This is a genomic window from Erwinia sp. QL-Z3, assembly GCF_004551645.1.
GTDB classification, from domain to species: Bacteria; Pseudomonadota; Gammaproteobacteria; order Enterobacterales; family Enterobacteriaceae; genus Erwinia; species Erwinia billingiae.
Genome location: NZ_CP037950.1, coordinates 580,632 through 603,967, shown reverse-complemented (window position 1 = coordinate 603,967; position 23,336 = coordinate 580,632). Strand labels below are relative to the sequence as shown.

24 protein-coding genes are annotated in these 23,336 nt (G+C 57.4%); 10 read left to right on the top strand and 14 right to left on the bottom strand.

Going from position 1 to position 23,336, the window contains the following annotated elements:
- Positions 1 to 31: 31 nt before the first annotated feature.
- Both E2F51_RS03425 and E2F51_RS03420 read right to left on the bottom strand, forming a co-directional pair.
- Complete coding sequence (locus E2F51_RS03425; protein WP_134822746.1) at positions 32 to 1,480, bottom strand: M20 family metallopeptidase; 1,449 nt, start codon at positions 1,478 to 1,480, stop codon at positions 32 to 34.
- A complete protein-coding gene (locus E2F51_RS03420; RefSeq protein ID WP_134822745.1) occupies positions 1,480 to 2,796 on the bottom strand; it encodes a M20 family metallo-hydrolase in 1,317 nt (438 codons plus the stop codon). Before E2F51_RS03420 ends, E2F51_RS03425 begins: the two co-directional genes overlap by 1 nt.
- Positions 2,797 to 3,067: 271 nt before the next feature.
- On the opposite strand from E2F51_RS03420, the gene E2F51_RS03415 reads away from it, so the two are divergent.
- The gene (locus tag E2F51_RS03415) at positions 3,068 to 3,991 is read left to right on the top strand and encodes a LysR family transcriptional regulator (protein WP_053145116.1); all 924 of its coding nucleotides are present in this window, start codon (positions 3,068 to 3,070) and stop codon (positions 3,989 to 3,991) included.
- Between the two features lie 95 nt (positions 3,992 to 4,086).
- On the opposite strand, the gene ftnA is transcribed toward E2F51_RS03415, so the two are convergent.
- Positions 4,087 to 4,596 (bottom strand): non-heme ferritin, encoded by a 510-nt coding sequence (ftnA, locus tag E2F51_RS03410; RefSeq protein WP_013203806.1) that lies wholly within the window; start codon positions 4,594 to 4,596, stop codon positions 4,087 to 4,089.
- A 289-nt stretch (positions 4,597 to 4,885) separates the two neighbouring features.
- On the bottom strand, positions 4,886 to 5,785 hold the full coding sequence (locus E2F51_RS03405; protein WP_013203805.1) for a sugar-binding transcriptional regulator: 900 nt from the start codon (positions 5,783 to 5,785) through the stop codon (positions 4,886 to 4,888).
- Between the two features lie 268 nt (positions 5,786 to 6,053).
- On the opposite strand from E2F51_RS03405, the gene E2F51_RS03400 reads away from it, so the two are divergent.
- The 7 genes from E2F51_RS03400 (at position 6,054) to E2F51_RS03370 (ending at position 11,198) form a co-directional block, all read left to right on the top strand.
- Entirely contained in the window at positions 6,054 to 6,995 is a 942-nt protein-coding gene (locus E2F51_RS03400) for a tagatose-bisphosphate aldolase (protein WP_134822744.1), read from the top strand.
- Positions 6,988 to 7,581, top strand: coding sequence for an AAA family ATPase (locus E2F51_RS03395; protein WP_134822743.1), 594 nt, complete (start codon positions 6,988 to 6,990; stop codon positions 7,579 to 7,581). The genes E2F51_RS03400 and E2F51_RS03395 overlap by 8 nt, the downstream gene beginning before the upstream one ends.
- A gap of 228 nt (positions 7,582 to 7,809) precedes the next feature.
- Entirely contained in the window at positions 7,810 to 8,253 is a 444-nt protein-coding gene (locus tag E2F51_RS03390) for a PTS sugar transporter subunit IIA (RefSeq protein ID WP_013203802.1), read from the top strand.
- A 12-nt stretch (positions 8,254 to 8,265) separates the two neighbouring features.
- Positions 8,266 to 9,258, top strand: a complete 993-nt coding sequence (locus tag E2F51_RS03385) for a 6-phosphofructokinase (protein WP_134822742.1) — start codon at positions 8,266 to 8,268, stop codon at positions 9,256 to 9,258.
- Between the two features lie 10 nt (positions 9,259 to 9,268).
- Positions 9,269 to 9,568, top strand: a complete 300-nt coding sequence (locus E2F51_RS03380; protein WP_013203800.1) for a PTS sugar transporter subunit IIB — start codon at positions 9,269 to 9,271, stop codon at positions 9,566 to 9,568.
- Positions 9,569 to 9,616: 48 nt separating this feature from the next.
- Positions 9,617 to 10,882 (top strand): PTS sugar transporter subunit IIC, encoded by a 1,266-nt coding sequence (locus E2F51_RS03375; protein ID WP_013203799.1) that lies wholly within the window; start codon positions 9,617 to 9,619, stop codon positions 10,880 to 10,882.
- A 10-nt stretch (positions 10,883 to 10,892) separates the two neighbouring features.
- Positions 10,893 to 11,198: a hypothetical protein gene (locus E2F51_RS03370; protein WP_013203798.1), complete on the top strand. Its 306-nt coding sequence runs from the start codon at positions 10,893 to 10,895 to the stop codon at positions 11,196 to 11,198.
- 202 nt (positions 11,199 to 11,400) lie between these two features.
- On the opposite strand, the gene E2F51_RS03365 is transcribed toward E2F51_RS03370, so the two are convergent.
- The gene (locus tag E2F51_RS03365) at positions 11,401 to 11,619 is read right to left on the bottom strand and encodes a helix-turn-helix domain-containing protein (protein WP_013203797.1); all 219 of its coding nucleotides are present in this window, start codon (positions 11,617 to 11,619) and stop codon (positions 11,401 to 11,403) included.
- 125 nt (positions 11,620 to 11,744) lie between these two features.
- On the opposite strand from E2F51_RS03365, the gene E2F51_RS03360 reads away from it, so the two are divergent.
- Positions 11,745 to 11,957, top strand: a complete 213-nt coding sequence (locus E2F51_RS03360) for a helix-turn-helix transcriptional regulator (RefSeq protein WP_013203796.1) — start codon at positions 11,745 to 11,747, stop codon at positions 11,955 to 11,957.
- Positions 11,958 to 12,036: 79 nt separating this feature from the next.
- Here E2F51_RS03360 and E2F51_RS03355 read toward each other — a convergent pair whose 3' ends face one another.
- Positions 12,037 to 13,251, bottom strand: coding sequence for an MFS transporter (locus tag E2F51_RS03355; protein WP_134822741.1), 1,215 nt, complete (start codon positions 13,249 to 13,251; stop codon positions 12,037 to 12,039).
- Between the two features lie 96 nt (positions 13,252 to 13,347).
- Here E2F51_RS03355 and E2F51_RS03350 point away from each other — a divergent pair, with 96 nt between their 5' ends.
- Positions 13,348 to 14,283: a LysR family transcriptional regulator gene (locus tag E2F51_RS03350; RefSeq protein ID WP_134822740.1), complete on the top strand. Its 936-nt coding sequence runs from the start codon at positions 13,348 to 13,350 to the stop codon at positions 14,281 to 14,283.
- A gap of 32 nt (positions 14,284 to 14,315) precedes the next feature.
- Here E2F51_RS03350 and E2F51_RS03345 read toward each other — a convergent pair whose 3' ends face one another.
- The 8 genes from E2F51_RS03345 to E2F51_RS03310 all read right to left on the bottom strand — a co-directional run bounded on the left by E2F51_RS03345 (position 14,316) and on the right by E2F51_RS03310 (position 23,169).
- Positions 14,316 to 15,977: a methyl-accepting chemotaxis protein gene (locus E2F51_RS03345; RefSeq protein WP_134822739.1), complete on the bottom strand. Its 1,662-nt coding sequence runs from the start codon at positions 15,975 to 15,977 to the stop codon at positions 14,316 to 14,318.
- Between the two features lie 63 nt (positions 15,978 to 16,040).
- Positions 16,041 to 18,719, bottom strand: a complete 2,679-nt coding sequence (gene pqqF / locus E2F51_RS03340) for a pyrroloquinoline quinone biosynthesis protein PqqF (RefSeq protein ID WP_134822738.1) — start codon at positions 18,717 to 18,719, stop codon at positions 16,041 to 16,043.
- Positions 18,719 to 19,858 carry a pyrroloquinoline quinone biosynthesis protein PqqE gene (gene pqqE / locus E2F51_RS03335; RefSeq protein ID WP_134822737.1) on the bottom strand — a complete coding sequence of 380 codons (1,140 nt, stop codon included), beginning with the start codon at positions 19,856 to 19,858 and terminating at the stop codon, positions 18,719 to 18,721. The genes pqqF and pqqE overlap by 1 nt, the downstream gene beginning before the upstream one ends.
- The gene (gene pqqD / locus E2F51_RS03330) at positions 19,845 to 20,129 is read right to left on the bottom strand and encodes a pyrroloquinoline quinone biosynthesis peptide chaperone PqqD (protein WP_371732157.1); all 285 of its coding nucleotides are present in this window, start codon (positions 20,127 to 20,129) and stop codon (positions 19,845 to 19,847) included. The genes pqqE and pqqD overlap by 14 nt, the downstream gene beginning before the upstream one ends.
- The gene (gene pqqC / locus E2F51_RS03325) at positions 20,129 to 20,896 is read right to left on the bottom strand and encodes a pyrroloquinoline-quinone synthase PqqC (RefSeq protein WP_134822736.1); all 768 of its coding nucleotides are present in this window, start codon (positions 20,894 to 20,896) and stop codon (positions 20,129 to 20,131) included. Before pqqC ends, pqqD begins: the two co-directional genes overlap by 1 nt.
- 10 nt (positions 20,897 to 20,906) lie before the next feature.
- Positions 20,907 to 21,818, bottom strand: a complete 912-nt coding sequence (gene pqqB, locus E2F51_RS03320) for a pyrroloquinoline quinone biosynthesis protein PqqB (protein ID WP_134822735.1) — start codon at positions 21,816 to 21,818, stop codon at positions 20,907 to 20,909.
- 55 nt (positions 21,819 to 21,873) lie between these two features.
- A complete protein-coding gene (gene pqqA, locus E2F51_RS03315) occupies positions 21,874 to 21,945 on the bottom strand; it encodes a pyrroloquinoline quinone precursor peptide PqqA (RefSeq protein ID WP_071822147.1) in 72 nt (23 codons plus the stop codon).
- Positions 21,946 to 22,128: 183 nt separating this feature from the next.
- Positions 22,129 to 23,169: a dipeptidase gene (locus E2F51_RS03310; protein WP_134822734.1), complete on the bottom strand. Its 1,041-nt coding sequence runs from the start codon at positions 23,167 to 23,169 to the stop codon at positions 22,129 to 22,131.
- Positions 23,170 to 23,336: the final 167 nt, after the last annotated feature.

The following is a 23,336-nucleotide window of genomic DNA, read 5'->3' as shown; positions in this document are numbered from 1 at the left end:
TCGAGCCCAGCCTCAGGGTCGGACGGTGGAACTAAGCCAGGGGTGAGGGTTTCACACCCGCCGGGATCGGACAGTGATAAGGCTGTTGTTCGCGCGCCTGGCGGAACTCCTGTTGTGCTTTTTCCAGCAGCGCGCTATCGCTGAGCAACGCAATCGCGGTGGCGGCCAGGGTTTTACCTGCAAGACACATGCCTTTATGGGCAATCGGCGTGCGGCCTTGCGCCACCAGCTGCCAGGTGTGCAGCGGCGTACCCAGCGCAAAACAGGGGGTGAAGCACTGTGCGGTTGGTGCAATCCAGCTGACGTCACCGACATCGGTTGAGCCGTACATCACCTCGTCGGATTCACAGTAAGGCGCCACCTCGTCCATCAGCTGCTTGTCACCCAGCGCCGCCACCCAGGCCTTGCCTGCCGCGCCGCCGGTGCGGGCGATGTTCAGCTTAGCGTTCTGCAAATCCTCTTTGCTCAGCGTCTGGCGGATCTCGTGCGCGAACTGCCGCTCGCTGGCGCTGTAATCAGGAATGCCGTACTCGTACAGGTAACCGTACATCACCCTTTCCAGCGCCCGGTTGGGTACGTAGTTCGAGCAGGCTTTATCAAAGCGCAGGGTCAGGGTGGTGTCGGTCATCAGCGCCGCGCCCCTGGCGATATTAATCACCCGCTGATAGATGTTTTCGGCCTGATCGAGCTGGGGCGCGCGGATCAAATACAGCACTTCGGCATCGGCCTGCACCACATTGGGGGAGCTGCCGCCGGTATTGGTCACCGCATAGTGCAGACGGGCTTCCTGAATGATGTGTTCGCGCAGGAAGTTCGCGCCGGTGTTCATCAGCGTCACCGCATCCAGCGCGCTGCGACCGAGGTGAGGGGAGTTCGCCGCGTGGGCCGCAACGCCTTTGAAGTGGAAGGCGGCCTGGATATTGGCCAGCGTGCTGGTATTAAACATGCCGCTGAAGCCTTCCGGGTGCCAGGTCAGCGCGGCATCGACGTCATCAAACAGCCCTTCGCGCACCATAAAGGTTTTGCCGGAACCGCCTTCTTCACCCGGACAACCGTAGAAGCGCACGGTGCCCGGTAAGCCTTGCTGGGTCATCCAGGCTTTGACCGCAAAGGCACCGGCCAGCGCGGCGGTGCCCAGCAGGTTGTGACCGCAGCCGTGGCCGTTGCCATTTTCGACCAGCGGATCGGGCGTGGCGCAGCCTGACTGCTGGCTTAATCCGGCCAGCGCATCGTACTCGCCCAGCAGCGCAATCACCGGCTTGCCGCTGCCGAAGCTGGCGATAAACGCGGTGTCGATATTGCCCACGCCGCGCTCGACGGCAAAGCCTTCCTCTTCCAGCGCCGTCGCCAGCAGATCCGCGGAGAAGGTTTCGGTGAAGCGGGTTTCGGGATGATCCCAGATGGCATCGCTCAGGGCGGTGAAGCGGGACTGGTTGCTGTCGATATAGTGCGCGACAAAGGCGCTGAATTCGTCAGACATTACGCCTCCTCCCTGAAGTCCTGAATATTGAGCGCCAGCGCGGCGAGGGTTTTCACCGCCGTGGCCATCACCTGCTCGTTAAAATCAAACTTCTCGTTATGGTGCCCGGCGCTCAGTTCGGTACCGAAGATGATGTAGGAGGCCTGTCCGCCCAATTCCTTCACGCGCTCCATCATATAGGTCGCGTCTTCGGATCCGGCGGCCTGCCCGCGCTGATCGACCAGCGAGGTCAGTTCAGGAATACGGCTGGCCTGCTGGCGAATATAGTTGACCCACGGCTGGGTCGGCTTGCTGCTGCGGGCCGCACCCATCAGCGTCACCTCGTGCTGCACGCCATACATCGCTGCCGCGCCCGCCAGTGCCTGCAGGGTTTTCTGGTAGATAAAGTCGTTAATCTCGTTGGTTGCGCCACGGGTTTCCACCTTCATAAAAGCGCGATCGGCCACCACGTTGCGCCCGGTGCCGCCCTGCAGCACGCCGACGTTGATGCGCGAACTGCCGCCGCTGTGCTGCGGTAAGGTATGCAGCGCCAGCGTGGCCTGAGCCGCCGCCAGCAGGGCATTGTTCCCTTCTTCCGGCCGCGCACCCGCGTGGGAGGCGACGCCACGGAAGGTGACGTCCAGCTTGGTGGTGGCCATAAAATTATCGCTGCCGCAGACCAGCTCACCGGCCGGCACGCCGGTGCCGATATGGATGGCGGTAAAGAAATCGACGTCATCCACCACGCCAGCCGCAACCATCGATTTCGCGCCGCGCGTGCCTTCTTCGGCCGGCTGGAAAATCAGCTTGATGGTGCCGCACAGCTGGGACTCAAACTGCTTCAGCACCTGAGCCAGCCCCAGGCCTATCGAGGTGTGACCATCATGGCCGCAGGCATGCATCATGCCCTCGTTGCAGGAGGCAAAGCCGTCGGCGAACGGGCGGTGTTCTTCCGCCTGCAGCTCAATCACGTCCAGCGCATCCATATCCACCCGAAAAGCCATCACCGGACCTGGGCGGCCGGTGTCTAAGGTGGCGACGATGCCACAAAAGCCGCCGGAAAAATGTGACAGCCATTGGGGCAGTGCGCCCTGGCTTAGCGCCCGCTGCTCCTGCTGCGCCAGCACCTCGGCGGACGGCAGGCCCATGCGGGCGTCGGCATCGATCACCTCTCTGCCCAGCTTGAGCGGGTATCCCAGCCGGTGCAGCTCTTCGGCCACCAGGGTGGCGGTACGGAATTCTAACCAGCCGGACTCGGCATATTTGTGCAGGTCGCGTCGTCGGGTTTGTAGCGTGGGGGCGATTTCACGGACGAAATCAGCAACAGCTTGTTCCATTTTCTCTTCCTCAGAATGACAGGATAAATTTTGCAGGCAGCAAAACAGGCCCGAAAATTATCAGGGACGGGTAAACAGGTGTCTGGATACTGGCGCAATAAAGCCGCGCCGGGTTAGTCAAAAACGATGTTGCCGGGGGTACCAAATGGCCAACAGAAGGGCCGGGTGGAGAATGTGTCTTTTTTTTGACTGTACACATTGGCAGCAGGGGGAAGAAGATGACAATATCTTTGCACTGATAAACACCGGTTATCATCCTTGTCGAGGTTTTATGCCTGCTTCCATTAAGCTTCATCAGCTCCGTGCCTTTGTCGATGTCACCCGGGCGGGCAGTATCCGTGCCGCCGCCCGTGCATCAAATTTGTCCCAGCCGGCGTTAACTAAATCGATTCAGGAGCTGGAGGAAGTCCTTGGTGCGCGGCTGTTTATCCGCCGCAGGCAAGGGGTTGAGTTGACCGATGTTGGCGATAATTTCTTTCAGCATGCCAGCCTGATCCTCGAAGAGTTACGGGTGGCGCAGGAGGATATTCAGCAGCGGCTGGGCCATGCCGGCGGGTCGGTCAACATTGGCGTGGGCGGAAGTATTGCCCGCACCATTATGCCGCAGGTGATAACTCAGTTTCATCGCCAGTTCCCCAAGGTGAAGGTCAGAATTGTTGAAGGTCAGCTGGTGTCGATGATCCCCGAACTGCGTCAGGGCGAGCTGGATTTCACCATCAATACCTATTATCAGAGCCATCTGGATAACGAACTGAGCTACGAGCGTCTGATGGAGCGGGAATATCGGGTGGTGGTACGCAAAGGGCATCCGCTTGAACACGCCACCTCGCTGGCGGAGTTGCAACATTGCGACTGGACGATGCCGACGCCGAAAGGCAGTTACTACCGCTTGCTGCACGAGCTGTTTACCGATATGGGCATGGCCCCGGCGATCAGCGTCACCTGCGAAACCTTTATGGCCTGCACCAGCCTGGTGGCGCAAAGTGACTTTGTCAGCATCCTCTCGCTGGATGTGATTTCCGATCCGATCCTCGGCAATCATCTGGTGGCATTAAAGATTAAGGAGCCGCTGCCCAAAGCGACCTTCTATCTAATCCAACGCAAGGACACCACGCTCACCCCGATGGGCGCGCACCTCGCCAGGCTGTTCCGAATGCATTGCCAGGGCGTCAAATTCCCGCTTGAAGAGCAGTAAGCCCCGCTTTCCCTGCCGCTGAAAAGCAAAACGCCTGACAAATGCTGTCAGGCGTTTTTTTTTAACTTGGGCTATCGCGCCCGGACTGACCCGGCTTAAGCCTGTGGGTTGCTGGTGGTGCTCATCTTCATCAGATCTTTATCAACGAAGAACATGCCCTGTCCACCGGTGCCAACCAGCGCCAGTTTATCCAGCACGGATTTGAACAGCTTCTCTTCTTCGTGCTGCTCGGAAACGTACCACTGCAGGAAGTTAAAGGTTGAGTAGTCCTGAGTGGTCATTGACGCGTGCGCCAGTTCGTTGATCTTGCCAGTGATCAGCTTCTCGTGCTCGTAAGCCTGCTCCAGCACTTCGTTCAGCGAGTTAAAGGTCACCGGCGGAGCCGCAATGCTGCCCAGTACCGGCATCGCGCCGGTGTCGCTCAGGTAGTTAAACAGACGCTGCATATGCTGCATCTCTTCAACGGAGTGTTCACGCATAAAGGCCGCAGCCCCTTCAAAACCTTTGTCAGCACACCAGGCGCTCATCTGCAGGTACAGATTGGCAGAGTAGAACTCCAGGTTTAATTGATCGTTCAGTTTGGCGGTCATGTCGGCAGTCAGCATAAAGGCTCCATTAGCGATGATGGGATATTATTAGAAGTGTCATTGGGCGCAATTATGCACGCATGTTGCCTAAATAAAAACCGTTAGTTGCGGATTTTATCTTATTATTTGGTGTTCGTAACATTATGATAGTTAAGTGATAACTATTCGCGCATTAATACCAATTATTCAATTTTCCAAATGGTTTTGATAACCATTCTTATTGTTATTTGCGCGGAAAGATAATTCTGAAAAACGCATAACGTGCTGCTAAAAATAACGCCCCCGAATAAATCAGGGGGAATTATTATCACTCCACCATTAAGCGGTCGAGGATTGCCTGGGCGGTGGTGACATCGGTCACCAGCGCGTTGATCATCCCGGAGCGCACCGCGCCAATGATGCCAGCCGCTTTTTCCGGCGTGGCCGCCACGCCAATACTCAAGGTGGTATTGCGCAGCTGGGCGGTGGAGGCGGCGATCATCCGCTCTTCGCCTTCCCAGTGCAGGATCTCACCGCTTTCGGTCACGTAATGCCGCAGCACGTCGCCCGCCGCCTGGCTGAGCGCCTGCTCGTTGGCGGTGGCGGTGGTGGTTTCTGACGGGGCCGGCAGATGATGGGTTAAGCCGACGCCGACAATCGCCACGTCGAGGTTATCCCACAGTGAAATAATTTGCTGCACGCCGGCATCAGCCAGAAATGCCTCACGCAACATCGGCGAGGTCAGGTAGGGCGCATGCAGGAAATGCGGCACGCCGCCCATCTGTTCCGCCGCCTGACGGACAAATTCATTGATCTGAAAATGCGCCGCCGCCTGCTGCATCCCGCCGTTCATCGCTACCGTCATCACGCCAGGAATTTTCGGCAGGCCGCCCATGGTCACTTCCCGCACCGCACGACCCCAGCCAATGCCGATCACCGAACCGGCCGCCAGATCGGCCTGCTGCAGCAAGCCCGCCAGCGGCGTGGCCAGCGAGCCGAGGATATTGGTCGGCGGTGGCTCCACCACAGCGGCGCTTTTCAGCCCCAGCCGCTGGATAAGATCGGCGGTGATCTCTTCAGGCGACGTCAGTTCCACCACCTCGATCCGCACGATCCCCGCCGCGCGGGCTTTGTTCAGCAGCCGCGAGATGGTGGCGGTCGATACGCCCAGTTTTTTAGCAATGTCCACCTGAGCCATGTCTGACTGATAGTGCAACTTTGCCACCATATGCATCATCGCCCGCGTTGTCGCGGCGTCTTGTAAAAGAGGTTCTTTCAGCTTGAAATTCCTTTCTGCAATGTATTACACTCAGTTCATCGATTGAAGGATTATTGCGCAACACCCCACAAATTGCAATGCGTATACCCGGCAAAAACCCTGACAGGACGCCGCATCAGCACTGATGCTCCAGGGGGATCGGGTATGAAGTCGCACACTGAAAAATGAGGCTGTAACCGTGTTCTAAAACTGAAAAACTGTCCAGGAGACAAAAATAATGTCACATATGTCAACGTCAGAACTGCGTGGTTATCAACAGATTTGCGGCAGCAACGGCGCAATGCTGGTCATTGCCTGCGATCAACGTGGCGCAATGCGCAGCCTGCTCTCATCCGACCCGGATCAGCAGAAAGCCATTTCCGAACAGCAGCTCGGTCGCATCAAGGCGGATATCACCCAGTATCTGGCCAGCCAGGCCTCCTGTGTGCTGGTGGGTCCGGTCTGTGCGGTCCCCGATTTGGTGGATGACGGCATCATTGCCCGCGACACCGCGCTGCTGATTGGGCTGGATGCCTCAGGCTGGGATACCACCGCCGAAGGCTACCGCAATTCACGTCTGGTGGAAGGCATCAACGCCCGCCGCGTGCGTGAGCTGGGCGGCAACGGTGGCAAAATCATGGTCTACCTGCGTGCCGATCGTCCGGAGGCCAACGACCATAACCTCGCTATTCTCCGCCACTGTATCGAAGACTTCAGCAAAGAAGATCTGCTGCTGGTGGTCGAGTTCCTTACCTATCAGTTAGAAGGCGAGAGCGATGCGGACTATAAAAGCAAGGTTCCTGCGCTTATCTATGAAGGCACCAAACTGTCGCTGGATTGCGGTGCGAAAGTGCTGAAAATTCCGTATCCGGGATCGCCTGCCGCCTGTGCCGCCATCACTGAAATTTCCGGCGATGTGCCGTGGGCCGTGCTCTCCGCCGGTGTTGACCACGCAACCTTCCTCGGCCAGGTGGCCGATGCCATGAGCAATGGGGCTTCCGGTGTGATTGCAGGCCGTGCATTATGGAAAGATTGCATCTCGCTGGACCGCACGGTCACCCGTGAAAAGCTGGAAACCTTAGCGGTGCCAAGACTGCGGGAGATTCAGGCGGTTATCGGGAAATATTTTACCGCCACCACGGCGGAAGTGAAAAGCGAGGAGCAGGTCAATCATGTCTGATGGAAGGGCAACCGCCAGCCACGCCGACCCGGTCAACGCCGGTAAACGCGTCGTGATGGTTAACGGCATCCCCGCTTCGGGAAAAAGCAGCATCGCGCGGGCTTTATCGCAGGCAACCGGCTGGCCCGTATTGTCGGTGGACGGCATTAAAGAACCGTTTATGCAGCAGTTCGACCAGCTGGATCGTCCGCTTAATCGTCGGCTGGGCATTGCCAGCTATCAGGCCATTTGGTCTGTGATTGCCGCAGCGCCACAAGGCTGCACCTTTATTGTTGATGCGTGGTTTGGCTTCCAACCCAAAGAGAGTCTGGTGAATTACTTACAGCAGGCGAACGTCAGATCCCTGGCCGAAATCTGGTGTCAGCTTCCCGGCGAACTGGCGGCGCAGCGTTATGCGGCCCGGTTGGGCGATCGTTTACCCGGTCATCCCGGTGCCGAATATATTCCTGAACTGATTGCGCTGGCTGAACGCGCCGGGCCGATGCAGTTAAGTCCGGTTTATATTGCCGACCAGACCAAGGTTATCAACAATGAAAATATTATTGCCTGGACCAGAGAGGTTTTAACCACAGTTAATTATAACTGATAACTTTCCGCCGGAATTAATGGCAGGAACGATCTCAATATCATTTATTTTAAATGAAATGTCACTGGTTTTTATTAAATTACCAGCGTGATCTTATTGCTTTATTTTTCAATCTCTTTTTAGGCTAAATTATTTTTATTTAATTTTAAAATAGGTGACTGGATCACGTTTTAACCCCTGGCTGGAAAGTATATTGAATTAACGCTTATTTTCTAAATAAGGAACACTATGCTGACTGACTGGATTAACGAAAGTAATCTTTCACTGTTCACCCATGTTAATGATTGGCAACACGCGGTGAAGCTGGCCGTGCAGCCGATGGTCGACAACGGCTCCGTCGAGCCGCGCTACCTGAACGCCATCTATGATATGCATCGGGAAATAGGGCCCTATTATGTGTTAGGAGAAGGCATCGCAATGCCCCATGCCAGACCGGAAGAGGGCGTGATTAAAACAGCACTGTCGCTAATCATTATTTCCGAAGGCGTCAGTTTTAATAGCCCTGATAACGATCCTGTTTATGTGGTATTTGCCCTGGCGGCCATCGACAGTCATTCACATATTGAAATGATTGCCAGCCTGTCCCGGCTTTTTTGCGAGGATGACGTGCTGGATAAATTAAAGAATGCTCGAAGTAAACACGCCGTACTGGATATTCTCAGCCAGTTTTAAAAGAGCCCGATCATGAAGCGAAAAATTGCACTGATTGCCAGCGGCGGAGATGCCGTAGGGATTAATTCGGCTATTTTGCCGCTGGTTCAGCACGCTGAGTCTGTGCTGGCGTTTCATGGTGGCTATGACGGCATTATTCATCACGCGCCTTTTATGCTGAATGAAACCGAGGTCAGGCTGGCGGTCGCCAGCAACCGTAACGTTTTACGCAGCGCCCGCAGTCAGCTTGCCTGGCAGCCGGCGGGAAGGGCCAGCATCCGCAGGCGGTTACGGGAACTTGACGTCGATCTTCTGCTGGTGTTCGGCGGCGGCGGCTCGCTGCAGGCGGCAAGGTGTTTGCAGGAAGAGGGGCAGCCAGTCCTGCTGATCCCGATGACGGTAGACAATGACATCCCCGGTCTGGATGACACGCTGGGCTTTAGCAGCGCGGTGGGGGTGATTGCGCAGGCGCTGGACCAGCTGCACGGTACGGCGCACAACATGCCGGGGCGGATTTATCTGCTGGAAGCGTTCGGTGCAGGCTGTGGGCATCTGGCGCTCAGCGGCGCATTGGCCGGCGCGGCACATGCGGTGTTAATCCCGGAGATCCCGCCGGATATGCACTGGTTGCAGCAGCGCTTACGCCACTGTCTTAGCGCGCCTTTTGGCTACGGCATCGTGGTGTGTGCCGAAGGCGTGGCAGGCAGCGGAAGGGTAATGGCAGGAAGCCAGGGCGGTGCGGTGGCGTTAGGGCAGCAGCTTGAAGCGACGCTCGATGTGCCGGTGCGTTACACCCTGCCGGGATATTGTCAGCGCGCGGCGACGCCTGTGACAGCCGACCGGTTACTGGCCTCCGCTTCCGGTCAGCAGGCCTTGCAGCTTATTCAGCAAGGTGAAAGCGGGCTGGTGATTGGCATGGCACGGGGACAAACAACATGTATCAGGCTGCAGGCTATCGCAGCAGGTAAAAGACAACCCGATCCGCATTTAGTGGTAGCGGCAAGAAACTTACAGATGATCAACTAAGGAATACCTGATGAAAAAGTTATCTATTCTTGCAGTGTGTGGCGCAGGGCTGGGCAGCAGCTTTGCGTGCGAAATGAGTATTGAAGCGGCCTTAAAGGATCTTGGCATTGAAGCCGATCTTTCGCATTGCGATATCTCCAGCGCCACCTCCTCCCGCGCCGACATTATTATGACCGGTGAGAACTTCCGTTCACAGTTTCAGCATTACACCATTAACGCGACCGTTATTTATCTGAAGCGTCTGGTCGATAAGAACGAAATTAAAACCAAGCTTGAGCCGATACTAAAAGAAAAAGGCTACATGCTCTGATCCATTTTTAAACTTATCCGTTTACTGTGACAGAAACAGGGGACTACCATGTCTTTCCTTAACTTTATTGTCCATGATGTGCTGGGACAAGCGTCAATACTGATCTCATTGATCGCCATGATCGGTCTGATCTCGTTGAAGAAAAGTCCGGGCCAGGTGATTACTGGCACCTTAAAAACCCTCTTAGGCTTTTTGGTCATTCTGGCGGGTGCCAATATTATTGTCGGCACCTTAACCTTCTTGGGTGAGATATTCCAGAAAGGCTTCCATATGCGCGGTGTGGTTACCGACGTCGGTTCGATTGCCGGTATCGCTCAGCAAACGCTGGGCAGTGAGACCGCACTGATTATGGTGATCGCCTTTATCGTCAATATCGCCATTGCCCGTTTCACCCGCTACAAATATATCTTTCTGACCGGGCAGGCGTCGCTGTGGATGGCGACCGTCTGTTCGGTGATTGGGTATATGGGCGGGCTGCGTGGCGTCGAGCTGATCGTGTTGGGCGGGGTGATTGCCGGAATGATGGCGGTGTTTATGCCGGCGCTGGCTCAGCCGATTGTCCGCAAGATCACCGGTGGTGATGATTTCGCGCTCGGCCATTTCTGTACTGTCGGCTATATCGTGCAGGCTGGCGTGGCCAAAGTGACCGGCGACGTCAGCAAAAGTACCGAGGATCTGGAGCTGCCGCAGGCACTCTCATTCCTGCAGGATACCTACCTGTCGATGATGGTGGTGATGATCCCGATCTACCTGATCCCGGCGATCGTTGCCGGTCCGGAAGTGGTCGCCGCCTCATCCAATGGCGTTAACTATCTGGTCTATTCCTTCCTGCAGGCGATTCAGTTTGTGGTTGGGGTGTATGTGCTGCTGTCCGGGGTGCGTTTACTGCTGGCCGAAATTGTTCCGGCGTTTCGCGGCATCGCGCTGCGCATCGTACCGAATGCCGTTCCGGCTCTCGACTGTCCGGTACTGTTCCCGTATGCGCCAAACGCGGTAATTATCGGCTTTATCTCCACCACCATCGGCTCGGTGATCGGCATGCTGCTGTTCCCGTGGGTCGGTCTGGCGATGATCCTGCCGGGCATGTTAACCAACTTCTTTGCCGGCGGGACTGCCGGGATCTTTGCTAATGCGGTGGGCGGACGTCGCGGGGCGATCATCGGTGGCGTTTTCCACGGGCTGTTTATCACCTTACTGCCGGCGCTGCTGCTGCCGCTGCTGGGGCAATACGGTATGGCCAACGTCACCTTCAGTGACTCAGACGTGATCAGCGTCGGGCTGATCTTCGGCCACATTCTCAACTTCTTCCATTAACGGAGGCGTTATGGACCAGGCAATAGATGACATCATGCAACAAGGGCTTCCGGCCAAAGAGTGCGCCACTGCGCTTAACGAGCTGGGGAAACGTTTCCAGGAACAGCAGGACAGCGACCGCGCGATTGCCTGCTGGGAGCAAAGCGTGACCTGTTACGGTAAACCCGGTTTTGCTCAGGCACAGCTGATGAAAGCCTACAACGCGAAACGTCGGGAATGTTCACAGGCGGGAGACGGGGCAGGTGTGGAGTTGTATTCATTGAAGATAGACGGATTAATGCAGCAAAGTAAGGATGCCATTCGTTACGGATTTTAGTGCTGACAGAACGAGCGGCCAGCGTGCCGCTCAGTTTTTTTAAAAAAAGGTGACGGGTAAAATCCGAAAAAATTAATTATTTTCGTGAGTAAAAACTGAAAAAGGTTTTTTTTAACGTGTCAGAAAGGTTTTATTTTGGCGCTCACTTGCAACCGGATGAAATAGCTCAGTATAAAAAAATAAAAATATTTAGCTTCTGCGATTAAAACTCAATCAGATTTTTAAGTTCAATTCCCAAACCTTTGGCCAGAATGGCAATCACTTCCAGCGTCGGGTTGCGTAAACCTCGCTCAATTCCAGACACATAGGTGCGATCCAGCCCGCATTTATGTGCGAATGCTTCTTGCGACAAGCCTGCCTGCAGTCTGAGTTGTTTAACTCTTTTTCCAAAAAGAACTTTGGTGGTGTTTAGCTTTTCCATGCGCTCAGCATTGCGCTTTGCAGTCTATTAGTCCACGGACTATTAGTCACATTAGGAAAATAACGTGATATGATTGTGACTCATCGTCTACAAGTGAGACTTTTATCTGCAGGTTGGGGAAGGCAATGAACAAAGATGATTGGCATCCCGCAGACATTATTGCGGCGTTAAAGAAAAGAGGCACGAATTTGTCGGCTTTATCCCGGGAATCCGGACTGGCCTCTTCAACCCTCTCCAATGCCTTGCGCCGTCCCTGGCCCAAAGGCGAGCTGCTGATTGCCGCCGCCCTGGATGCCCGGCCTGAGCAAATCTGGCCCACGCGTTACCGAAAGAAATAACGGCCAGCGTTTTCTGACTGACCGCTTCATGTTTACCCGCAGACGATGCCTGCGAGAAAGACTCGTCCTGAATTTGCCCTTAGTCCGCCTTTTGATGTAAGCCTTTACTCATCCAGCGCACCACCATGCTGCCAAATCCGGCCAGGGTTAACAGCACGACCACGCCTTGCCAGCCCGTATGTTCCAGAATCACACTGCCTAATGCCGAACCTGCCGCCATGCCGATAAACACCCCGGTAAACATCAGCGCATTCAGTCGGCTGCGTGCTGCCGGTTCAAGACTGAAGATAATCGACTGGTGAGACACCAGCGTGGACTGCACGCCAAAGTCGAAGCCGATGGCCGAGATCACGATCAGCGCCAGCTGATAAGGCGCAGGCAACAGCGGCAGCAAAAACATCAGCGCGAACGAGACGGTGGCAAGCCCGGTGCCAATGCGGGTGACCAGCTCCGGGCCACGGCGATCGGCCAGTGAACCGGCTAACGGCGCGGCCAGTGCACCGGCGGCACCGGCCAGACCGAACATGCCGGCGGTGGCACTGCCCAGCTGATAGACGTCATGCAGCATCACCGCCAGCGTCGACCAGAAGGCGCTGAAGCCGACGGAGAGCAACGCCTGTGCCAGCGTGGCTCTGCGCAGCGGTTTGTATTCGGTCCACAGATGACGCATTGAGGCCAACAGCGCCGGATAGCTCATGGTGGCGCTGGCGGGGATGGCAGGCAGGCTGCGCCAGATCACCAGCGTAATTGCCACCACCATCACCGCCGCCGCGCCAAACATGCTGCGCCAGCCGAAGTACTCCGCGACGAAACCGCTCAACACCCTGGATAGCAAAATGCCCAGCAGCAGGCCGGTCATCACCGTGCCGACCGTTTTGCCACGCTGTGCCGCAGGCGAAAGCGTGGCGGCGGCCGGAACGATATCCTGCGCCATCGTCGCCGCGATGCCCACCGCCAGGCTGGCAACCAGCAACATGCTGATACCGCCACTGAAGGCGCTAAGCAGCAACGCCGCCGTGAGCAGCACGCCTTTCAGAATAATGATCTGACGGCGATCGTGGCGATCGCCCAGCGGTGCCAGCAGCAAAATGCCCAACGCATAGCCAATCTGGGTCAGCGTCGGCACCAGCCCGACGGTACTGACGCCCGCATGCAGTTCGTTAACCAGGATGCCAAGCATCGGCTGGCTGTAATAAATAGAGGCGACGGAAAAGCCCGCGCCGGTGGCGAGCATCAGGACCGTACGGCCGGTGATGCCTTTTTCGTGGGTGTCGGCAGTCTGTGTCATGGACATGGTGTTAGCTCTGTTGTGCGATGATGATCACATTTTTACCGGATCGGTGATCAAAGGGTAGTCGCCCGAGCGGTAAAACTGTTATACGTCTAACGTATGAAAGAATCCCTTCTGTCAGGCATTGACCGTATAGAGTTAATGCACACCTTTGTGCGCATCGTTGAATCAGGCAGTTTGTCTGCGGCTGCGCTGCGTCTGAGCACCACCCAGCCGACCATCAGCCGTCGTCTGCAATCTCTTGAACGCCTGCTCGGCGTCAAGCTGTTGCAGCGCACCACCCACGTGATGAAGCTGACCGATGACGGCGAACGCTGTTTTGCTCATGCGCAGGAACTGGTCGAGCGCTGGCAGGCGATAGAGGACGACCTGCGCGGCGCGGCGGAAGAGCCGAAAGGCGTGCTGCGGGTACTGGTGCCGCATGCCTTTGGTCAGGATCAGATGATTGCGCCGCTGCAGGACTATCTGCAGCGCTACCCGAAAATGACCATCGAATGGATGCTCAGCGATCGTCGCCCGGACTTTATCGCCGAAGGAATCGACTGCGCGGTACACGTCGGTGCGCTGACCGATCCGTCGGTGGTGGCGCTGTTAGTGGCGGAGGTGCCACGCATTGTGGTGGCCGCACCGGCGCTCGCAGGCCTTGCATCCGACACTGACTCTCCTGCGGCGCTGGCCGAATTACCCTGGGTAGCGTTAAGTACCTTTTACCGACAGGAAGTGGTGCTGAATAGTGAACAGGGCAATACGCAGCGCATAGATATTCGTCCGCAGCTGCTGACCGACAGTTTGTATGCCTTACGCAATTCGGTGCTGGCGGGAATGGGGGTGGGGATTGCCTCGTCCTGGGCGGTGAAAGAGGATATTGAACAAGGCCGCTTGCGCCATCTCTGTCCGGACTGGCACGCGGCGCCGCTACCGGTGTATCTGGTTTACCCGTATGCGCGCTTTTATCCCGCCAAGCTGCGGCAGTTTCTGGCGCTGATGCGCGAGGTGCTGCCGGTTATCGGCGGCACGCAACGCCCGGCAAAATAACCGGCCCCGGAGTGAGGCCGGACTGTCACAGCTTAAAAGGTTTCCCAGTTACCCTGATCGGTGCTGACGGTCAGCGCCTTACGGGGCAGGGTCGCTATCGCTTTCACCGGCTGGCTGACGGCGGGCAACAGCGTTTGCTGACCAATTTTAAACACCGCAACCGCCTGAGACAGACGGCTGGCCTGTTCTTCCAGCGAAGCGGACGCCGCCGCGGATTCCTGCACCAGCGAGGCGTTCTGCTGCGTTACCCGATCCATCTCGGTGACCGCCAGGCCAATCTGATCGATACCGCGACTCTGTTCATCGGACGCCGAGGCAATTTCACCCATAATATCGGTGACGCGAACCACCGCGTTGACGATATCGTGCATGGTTTCGCCAGCCGTTTCGACCTGCAAAGAGCCGGCATTGACGCGGTTAACCGAATCTTCGATCAACGTTTTGATCTCTTTCGCCGCCTGGGCGCTGCGCTGGGCAAGGTTACGCACTTCGCCGGCCACCACCGCAAAACCGCGACCCTGTTCGCCTGCACGGGCCGCTTCCACCGCGGCGTTCAGCGCCAGAATATTGGTCTGGAAGGCGATACCGTCTATCACGCTGGTGATATCGGCAATCTTCTTCGAGCTTCCGGCAATTTCGCTCATGGTTTTCACCACGCCATCGACCACCTTGCCGCCTTTTCCGGCGGTTTCGGAGGCGCTTTTCGCCAGCTGTGACGCCTGACGGGCGTTTTCGGCATTCTGTTTCACCGTGGCGGTTAACTGCTCCATGCTGGCCGCGGTTTCTTCCAGTGACGCCGCCTGCTGCTCGGTACGGGAAGAGAGGTCGTTATTGCCGAGCGAGATTTCGCTGGCCCCGGTGAAGATAGCGTTGGAGCTGTCGCGCACATGACCGACGGTGACAATCAGTGACTGCTGCATCGCCGTCAGATTACTCGCCAGCATCCCCATTTCGCTGCGGCCTTCTACCACCAGGGTTTCAGACAGATCGCCCGCCGCGATGCGCTGGATATGCGCCAGCACCTGTTTCAGCGGCGACAGCAGTACGCGTTTAATCACCACCCAGACCGCCACAACCAGCAGCAGCAACACCACCACCACGGTCGCCAGCGTCCACATCATATGGCTGAAGCCCTGCTGGTTTTCGGACATGCCCACCGCCAGCAGCTGGCGGTTCTGCGTACGCCAGCTCTCGTAACTGTTTTCCAAATCGTCCTGGGCTTTCTGCGCATCCAGATTGCCGTAGGCTTCATAATTATTGGCACCCAGATACTGAATCGACATTTTCATCGTGTCGTACATCTGCTGGTAATTATTGGCCACGGTGGTGGCTAATTGAGCATTTTGGCCGCTTTGCTGTGGCGCTTTCTGATAGTTGGCAAAATGGAATGCCGCATCGTCCAGCGTGGTGCTGGCGGTCGCCAGCAGCTTGGTGATCCCCGCCAGTGCGGCTGGATCGGTCTGTTTTTTCAGGATGCGGATGGCGGCACGGTTAATGGTGACGCGCGTTTTAATCAGCGTCTGCCAGGCATCGCTCAGCTGCCCCTGTTGCTCGGTCAGCACGCTGGCGCGGACGAAGTTATCTTTGTCCTGATGAATGGCGTTAAAGGAGAGCCCGCTGGAGAGCAGCAGTAACGCACTGAATACAATCAACATAATGATGATGCTGGTGACGACTTTAATATTTTTAAGCATAGCGCGCACTCTGTAGGGAAGATAAGCCTGGTAAAAGGGTTATCGGTACAAAGTGAGTTAACTTTAAGCAGCCCCTGACGCGTTGTCAGAGGCTGAGGGGAAGGGACTGTTATTGAGCCAGAACCAGCGGTGATTTTCGGTGGCGAACACGCGGTAATACTGTTGAATTTTTTCCACTGACAGGGCGGAGAAAATATCTGCCGTCAGCGGCGGTAAATGCAGTTGCTGTTGCTGCCAGCTATCGAGCACCTGGGTATGCGATTGCGGCGCGCTGGCGGGCAGGGCATCACTCATCATGGTGGATTTCTCCCGTAGCTGATCGTCAGTGATTGTGTCGATAACCTCGGCCATATCGGCAATAAAATCGACGATATGTTGTGAAAGCTGTGGCTGGTTTAAGGTTGGAGATTGCAGGGCAAACAGCATGCCGGCCACGCCAGCAGACTGATGAAAACGGCAGCTCACCACATAGCCGATATTCAGCTCCACGCGCAGCTTCTGGAAGAAGCGCGGTTCAAACAGCGACGCCAGCCATTGCCAGGCAGCGAGGCACTGCGCGCTGTTTTCTGCCAGCGGACAGAACAGCAATAATGCCGCCTCGTCACTCTCTGTTGGGAAGGAAAAGGGCGGGCGATGAGGTAAAAGGCCCGGCATGGTCCCGCCGTCAGGGCTTGGAATGAGCCTGCCGTCAGGGCTTGGAATGAGCCTGCCATCAGGGCTTGGAATGAGCCCGGCATCAGGGCACGGCATGATCCCGGCAGGCCAGCGAGACAGAAGCCGTGACAGCGCCAGTTGCAGATCGTTATCGCCACCGTACAGCGTCGCCTGCCACGGCGTACCGTTCAATCCCGCCGTGGCCGCTTGCCTCGGCGTGGCACTTAACCGGCCCACTGCATCCAGCGGCTGAGACGTGAAGCCGCTCAGCCCTTCCGTTGATGTCAGCGGCTCAGCAGCGGAGCCGCTCAGCACCTCCGGCAGCCGTCCCAGCAGCACGCGGATGGCAATCTCCGCACGCTCTGAACGCAGCGCTTTACGGTACAGCCGGTCGCCTTGCGCGATCGCCGCCGCTGTCGGTGAGCTCAGCGCTTCAATCATCGCCGCCACGCGATTCTGCATCAGGCTGGCGCTGCCGCTAAGCTGGATCAGCCAGATGCCCTGGCGTTGCGTCAGGCTTAGCTCGCCGCCCTGGTGCTGGCAAAGGCCGATAACCGGTTGCAGCGCGGCTTCAAGCGTCGCCGCATCCCGGCGGGAAAACGGCTGACCGGCCTGCGGATTCAGCAACAGCAACGGCGCGCAACTGGCGTTAACCCATTGCAGCGCAGCCGTTTCAACCGGCAGCGCAGGCAGACTGAGCGGCTGGCCGGGCGCGTAAAAGGTCATTTGCGGGGCGTCGCACGACGCTTCCGGCCAGCTGAGTTCCCCGGTGTCCAGCGTGAATCCCTGCACCGTTTTACGACTGACTTCCACCCCAGGCGTCACCCACAGCCGGGTGAGGGATGCCGGTTGCATCGCCGCGCGTAACGTCCGCCAGCCTTCCAGCAGGTTTACCGACGGCTCAGCAGGCGCAAAACCAAAAGCGCGCGCGCGGAGCCGATCGAGGCCGGAAAGCTGGTCGACATGCCGCTGGGCCAGCCTGGCATAATGCGCCAGTGCCTCAGGATTCAGGCTGGCCGACTGGCGTAGCCACTGACTGAAGACCGCTTCAACCCTCGCCGGACTGGCCGACTCGCACAGGTCGAACTGCACTGAAATCAGCGACTGCTGCGGGCTGCGGTAGGGTTCCAGCAACGAAATGTCATCGCACAGGTTGAGGTCGCGCAGGGTCGCCAGCAGGCTGTGCTGCGCTTTATCGGTTAACAGCTGGCTGAACAGCGCCAGCATCTGCCGGTCGGCAGCCGGGATGACAACGCTTAACTGCAGGCGATGGGCTGAGGGCAGGCGTAAAGCATAATGGCGCGCGGCAGTGAGCGTCAGGGGGGAAAGCGGTTCAGGCTGCTGAGGCAGAGAAATCTGCTCAGCATCCTGACGCCTGGCGACGGGTTGCTGCGGCAAACCGCTGCGGCCGTTATCGCCGGCAGCCAGTGCTGTGAACGCCGCCGCAACCTGCTCAGCCAGCTCGCCCAGCGCGTCCAGCGACTGCGGCCCGTGCAGCCACAGTTGCAGATTGGGCGCGCGGAAAAATCGCTGATGATAGTCGCGCAGCGCCTGCTGCAGCGCGCCAGTATCCTCGCCAAAGGCCGACCGATTGCCAACATGGAAATCATGCAGGCGATGCGGCGCAGCCACCGCCTGGCTCAGAGCGACTTCACACAGGCTGTCGCTATGGCGGGTCAGCATCTGGAACTCGGCGTCGATCACCGTCGTTTCCTGAGCAATCGCTTCGAGGCTTAACAACGGCCTGGCGAGCATATCCACCAGCCGCCGCAAACCCGCGTCGAAGCGCGCACTGGCAATATCAAAAAACCAGGCGGTGTGATGTGCAAGGGTGGTGGCATTTAAGCGGGCACCGTTCGCCGGTCCCCAGGCCATCAGCCGGTTTTCATCCCGGTAATTTTCGCTGCCGGCAAACAGCACGTGTTCCAGCAGATGCGCCAGTCCGGGCCACTGTTCAGGGGCCTGATGGCTGCCGGCGGAGAGTTGGAGCAGAGCAGCGGCCCGGCTGGCCGACGGATCGTGGATCAGCGCGATCCGCAAACCGTTGGCTAGGGTGCGATGGTGTTCGCCGGGCGCTGCCTGACTCATCAGGCCTCAGTCTTGAAGATCAGCTGAGAGTTGGTGCGGTTACGGAACTGCAGATGGCTGATCTGCATATTGGTGCAGTTCGCCTGCTCGCGCGCTTCGAGGATCTTGCCGTGATGCGGCGATTTCGAGCACACCGGATCGGTATTGTCGGCGTTGCCGGTCAGCATAAAGGCCTGACAGCGGCAGCCGCCGAAATCCTTCTCTTTTTCAGAGCAGGAGCGGCACGGTTCCGGCATCCAGTCAAACCCGCGGTATTTGTTAAAGCCGAACGAGTCGTACCAGATTTCCTGCAGCGTGTTTTCCAGCACCGACGGGAATTCCACCGGCAGCTGGCGCGCGCTGTGGCACGGCAGCGCCATCCCTTCCGGCGTGACGCTTAAGAAGATCGCTCCCCAGCCGCCCATGCAGCCTTTCGGCCGCTCTTCGTAGTAATCCGGGGTGACGAACAGCAGGTTGGCGAGGTTGCCGCTGGCGGTCATCTTCTCGCGGTACTGATGCACCACCGCTTCGGCATTGGCGATCTGCTCACGGGTTGGCAGCAGGCCTTCACGGTTGAGCTGTGCCCAGCCGTAGAACTGACAGGTTGCCAGTTCGACGTCGTCCGCTTCCAGCTCAATGCACAGTTCAATAATGCGATCGATCTGATCGATATTGTGGCGATGCAGCACAAAGTTCAGCACCATCGGATAGCCGTGCGCCTTAACCGCTTTGGCCATCGCCAGTTTGGTCTGGAAGGCTTTTTGCGATCCGGCCAGCGCGGCGTTCAGCGTTTCGTCGCTGGCCTGGAAACTGATCTGGATATGATCCAGCCCGGCTTCGGCAAACGCATCGATCTTTTTCTCGGTCAGGCCGATGCCGGAGGTGATCAGGTTGGTGTAAAAACCGAGATCCCTTGCGGCACGGATCAGCTCTGGCAGATCCTTGCGCACCAGCGGTTCACCGCCGGAGAAGCCCAGCTGCACGGCACCCATCTGGCGGGCCTGCTTAAACACCTCAATCCATTGTTCGGTGGTCAGCTCTTTATCCTGCTGAGCAAAGTCCAGCGGGTTGGAGCAGTAAGGACACTGCAGCGGGCAGCGGTAGGTCAGCTCAGCCAGCAACCAGAGCGGCGGATTGACCGAAGGTTTAAGCGGGTTCACGGAAAATTATCCACTTTTGTTCGTAAGCCTGACCAAAGAACTCTTTGACGTCGTCGTCCACGCCACCGGCATCCGGAAACTGCGCGTTCAGTTCAGCGATCAGGACAGCCACAGAGCGTACGCCATCCACGAGTTGCAGAATGGCGGTCGCGCTCTCATTCAGTTTTGCCATGCCTTCCGGGTAAAGGATCACATGGCAGTCCTGCGCCTGTTCCCACTGCAGGCGATAGCCACGGCGAAAGGCGGGGATCTGCTGTTCGGTGATGAGCATTACAGTAATCTCTCTTTGTGCCAGGCCATTTTATCGGTCACGGTGTGGTAAGGCGGGCGATGCAGCGTATAGGCCATGGTCATCGCATCCAGCATGCTCCAGAGGATATCCAGCTTGAACTGCAGGATCTCCAGCATGCGTTCCTGCTTCTCAACGGTGGTGCAATATTCCAGCGCCAGCTGTAAGCCATGCTCAACGTCGCGGTTGGCCTGGCTTAAACGGCCGCGGAAATAGCCGTAACCTTCGGCTTCAATCCACTGATAGTGCTGCGGCCAGCTGTCGAGGCGCGACTGGTGGATTTGCGGCGCAAACAGCTCGGTCAGCGAGCTACAGGCCGCTTCCTGCCAGACGGCACGGCGGGCAAAGCTGACGTAAGCATCAACGGCGAAACGCACGCCCGGCAAGACCATCCGCTCGGAGAGCAGCACGTCGCGGTCCAGCCCGACCGCTTCACCCAAACGCAGCCAGGCTTCAATACCGCCTTCGCTGGCGTCGTGACCATCGTGATCCAGAATACGCTGCACCCACTTGCGGCGGGTTTTCGGATGCGGGCAGTTAGCCATGATCGCCGCATCCTTCAACGGAATGCTGGTCTGGTAATAAAAGCGGTTGGCGACCCAGCCCTGGATCTGCTCACGCGTGGCCTGACCGTTATGCATCGCAATATGGTACGGGTGATGGATATGGTAATACGCGCCTTTGTCGCGCAGCGCCTGTTCAAAGGCTTCAGGCGTCATCGGTTGGGCCGGGAAATTATCGGGTTTCATCTGCGTCTCGCTAAACCTCAATCACCATACCGTCCCAGCTGACTTCAATGCCCAGCGACGTCAGCATCTGACGTTCCGCGGACTCTTCATCGAGGATCGGGTTGGTGTTGTTGATATGAATAAGAATTTTACGTTCTGCCGGCAGTGAGGCCAGCAGCGCAATCAGCCCCTGTTCCTCTGCCAGCGCCAGGTGCCCCATATCCTTACCGGTATTGCGGCCGACGCCGGTGTTAGCCAGCTCATTGTCCTGCCACAGCGTGCCGTCAATCAGCAGGCAGTCGGCCTTGTGCAGCCAGCCCAATAGCTCGCTGTCCGGTTCACCCAGGCCGGGCGCGTACATCAGCGTCTTACCGGTGCGGGTGTCTTCAATAAACAGCGCGATATTGTGGCCAGGCAGGGGCTTACCGCGATACGCCGAATAGGGCGGTGCGTTGCTCAACAGCGGGATCGCCGTGAACGTCAGCGCCGGACAGACCGCCACCGAGAAGGCTTCACCCGGCGTAATGCCGTGATGGATCAGCCCGCCGTTCCAGTGGGTCAACATGGTGAACACCGGGAAGCCGGTGGTCAGATCGTCATGCACTTCAGGCGTACACCACACCTGATGCGGGCAGCCTTCGCGCAGGCTCAACAGCCCGGCAGTATGATCGATCTGGCTGTCGGTCAGAATAATCGAACCGATCGCGGTGCCGCGCAGCACCTCTTTTTTACTCAGCGCAGGCGTGGCCGCCAGCTGATGAGCAATGTCTGGCGAGGCGTTGCACAGCACAAAATTGATGCCATCGTCACTGAGGGCAATGGAGGATTGCGTACGGGCTGAGGTTTTCAGGGTGCCATTACGCACGCCCTGACAGTTCCTGCAGTTGCAGTTCCACTGAGGGAAGCCACCACCCGCCGCAGAACCGAGAACGTTAATCTGCATGTGTAGACCAGCTAAAGAAGAGAAGATGCCCACAGCAGGCTGTGGGCATAAAGGATTAACGGTTGGAGATGTACAGCGTCACTTCCAGACCTAAGCGCAAATCAACAAATTTAGGTTTAGTCCACATGGTGGGATCCTCACGGTGTTTATGAAAAATACAGGACTCTGCTCGTTAAGTTCGGCAGGTAATACGCTTGTTGTCAAATATCGAAAGATTTGGCGCGCAAATGTTGCGCCTAAGCTTTTGCGATATCAACCCTGTAAGCAGCAGGGATATTGAGAGAACAGTCACCAGAACGTTCCAGGTGGTTCATTCTCCCCATGTTTTCCGTAAAACAGCTAACCAGTTGCGCCAGCTAATTTTTTCGATCAATTGTTGCGAATAGCCCGCAGCGCGCATGGCGTCGACCAAACGCGGCAGTCCGGCCGCATCTTTCAGCGTCTCCGGTACGCTGATGCCGTCGAAATCCGACCCCAGACCCACGCGATCCTCACCCAGCACCGCCATCAGTCCTTCAAGGTGCCGCAGGATGTCGCCGAGCGGCGTGTCGCTGTCGCGTTTGCCGTCGCTGCGCAGGAACGCATTGCCGAAATTCACGCCGACAAAGCCGTCGCTTTCGGCAATCGCCTGCAGCTGGCTGTCGGTCAGATTCCGCGGCTGCGGGCAAAGGGCGTGCACGTTAGAATGGGTGGCGACCAGCGGCGCGCTGCTGTGTTTGGCGGTCTGCCAGAAGGCTTTCTCATTCATGTGCGACAGGTCGATCAGCAGCTTTTTCTGGTTGCAGGTGCGTAACAGCGCAAGGCCCAGTGGCGTCAGCCCGTCGCCGGTATCGGGTGAGCCAGGGAAACTGCCGGTGACGCCGACACCAAAACGGTTCGGCAGATTCCATAACGGCCCGATGCTGCGCAGACCGGCATCAATCCAGCGATCCAACTGGCTGAGCTGGTCATCCAGCGCCCCGGCACCTTCAATATGCAGCACCATCGCCAGCACGCCCTGTTCAATACAGCGCTGGATCTCGCCCGCCGTGCGGCAAATTTTTGCTCGACCAGCGGACTCCGCTTCAATCCTGTGCAGCAGCGCAATCTGCGCCTCGGTGATGGCTAGCGGATCGTGCACGGCCTCGCTGTAAGCCTGATTACTTTGCTGCACAAACTCGACCGGCGGGATAAATACCGCAAACAGGCCACCGGCGAATCCGCCCTGAACGATACGCGCCATATCCAGATGACCGGGCAAGGTGCCGTGCAAAAACTGCGTCACCGGATCCTGCTCAGCAGGCATCCACAGGCGCAATAGCAAATCGTTGTGGCCGTCAAAAATCGGCGTCAGGGAAGCAGTTTCAGTCATGGCAGGGCTCAATGGCGTGATGAAAAAGGGTGAACAGCTGACGATCATACGCAGTTTAGCGCCCGCTGCGTCGTTAAAAAGTGCTCTGCGGGCCTTGAAGCTTGACGAAGTGGGCAATGTGTCTGACTGTTACTGAGCATCATTTCCCCTTCTCTGGCGTGTAAGGA

Bases quoted from the DNA above. Each gene is read 5' to 3' on its own strand.
- E2F51_RS03385 (WP_134822742.1), top strand. From the start codon at position 8,266: ATGAAGCGAAAAATTGCACTGATTGCCAGCGGCGGAGATGCCGTAGGG.
- E2F51_RS03425 (WP_134822746.1), bottom strand. From the start codon at position 1,480: ATGTCTGACGAATTCAGCGCCTTTGTCGCGCACTATATCGACAGCAAC.
- E2F51_RS03420 (WP_134822745.1), bottom strand. From the start codon at position 2,796: ATGGAACAAGCTGTTGCTGATTTCGTCCGTGAAATCGCCCCCACGCTA.
- E2F51_RS03360 (WP_013203796.1), top strand. From the start codon at position 11,745: ATGAACAAAGATGATTGGCATCCCGCAGACATTATTGCGGCGTTAAAG.
- pqqB (WP_134822735.1), bottom strand. From the start codon at position 21,818: ATGCAGATTAACGTTCTCGGTTCTGCGGCGGGTGGTGGCTTCCCTCAG.
- E2F51_RS03375 (WP_013203799.1), top strand. From the start codon at position 9,617: ATGTCTTTCCTTAACTTTATTGTCCATGATGTGCTGGGACAAGCGTCA.
- E2F51_RS03405 (WP_013203805.1), bottom strand. From the start codon at position 5,785: ATGGTGGCAAAGTTGCACTATCAGTCAGACATGGCTCAGGTGGACATT.
- E2F51_RS03380 (WP_013203800.1), top strand. From the start codon at position 9,269: ATGAAAAAGTTATCTATTCTTGCAGTGTGTGGCGCAGGGCTGGGCAGC.
- E2F51_RS03365 (WP_013203797.1), bottom strand. From the start codon at position 11,619: ATGGAAAAGCTAAACACCACCAAAGTTCTTTTTGGAAAAAGAGTTAAA.
- E2F51_RS03355 (WP_134822741.1), bottom strand. From the start codon at position 13,251: ATGTCCATGACACAGACTGCCGACACCCACGAAAAAGGCATCACCGGC.
- E2F51_RS03390 (WP_013203802.1), top strand. From the start codon at position 7,810: ATGCTGACTGACTGGATTAACGAAAGTAATCTTTCACTGTTCACCCAT.
- E2F51_RS03395 (WP_134822743.1), top strand. From the start codon at position 6,988: ATGTCTGATGGAAGGGCAACCGCCAGCCACGCCGACCCGGTCAACGCC.
- pqqF (WP_134822738.1), bottom strand. From the start codon at position 18,719: ATGAGTCAGGCAGCGCCCGGCGAACACCATCGCACCCTAGCCAACGGT.
- pqqC (WP_134822736.1), bottom strand. From the start codon at position 20,896: ATGAAACCCGATAATTTCCCGGCCCAACCGATGACGCCTGAAGCCTTT.
- E2F51_RS03370 (WP_013203798.1), top strand. From the start codon at position 10,893: ATGGACCAGGCAATAGATGACATCATGCAACAAGGGCTTCCGGCCAAA.
- E2F51_RS03350 (WP_134822740.1), top strand. From the start codon at position 13,348: ATGAAAGAATCCCTTCTGTCAGGCATTGACCGTATAGAGTTAATGCAC.
- E2F51_RS03345 (WP_134822739.1), bottom strand. From the start codon at position 15,977: ATGCTTAAAAATATTAAAGTCGTCACCAGCATCATCATTATGTTGATT.
- E2F51_RS03400 (WP_134822744.1), top strand. From the start codon at position 6,054: ATGTCACATATGTCAACGTCAGAACTGCGTGGTTATCAACAGATTTGC.
- ftnA (WP_013203806.1), bottom strand. From the start codon at position 4,596: ATGCTGACTGCCGACATGACCGCCAAACTGAACGATCAATTAAACCTG.
- E2F51_RS03415 (WP_053145116.1), top strand. From the start codon at position 3,068: ATGCCTGCTTCCATTAAGCTTCATCAGCTCCGTGCCTTTGTCGATGTC.
- pqqD (WP_371732157.1), bottom strand. From the start codon at position 20,129: ATGCTCATCACCGAACAGCAGATCCCCGCCTTTCGCCGTGGCTATCGC.
- E2F51_RS03310 (WP_134822734.1), bottom strand. From the start codon at position 23,169: ATGACTGAAACTGCTTCCCTGACGCCGATTTTTGACGGCCACAACGAT.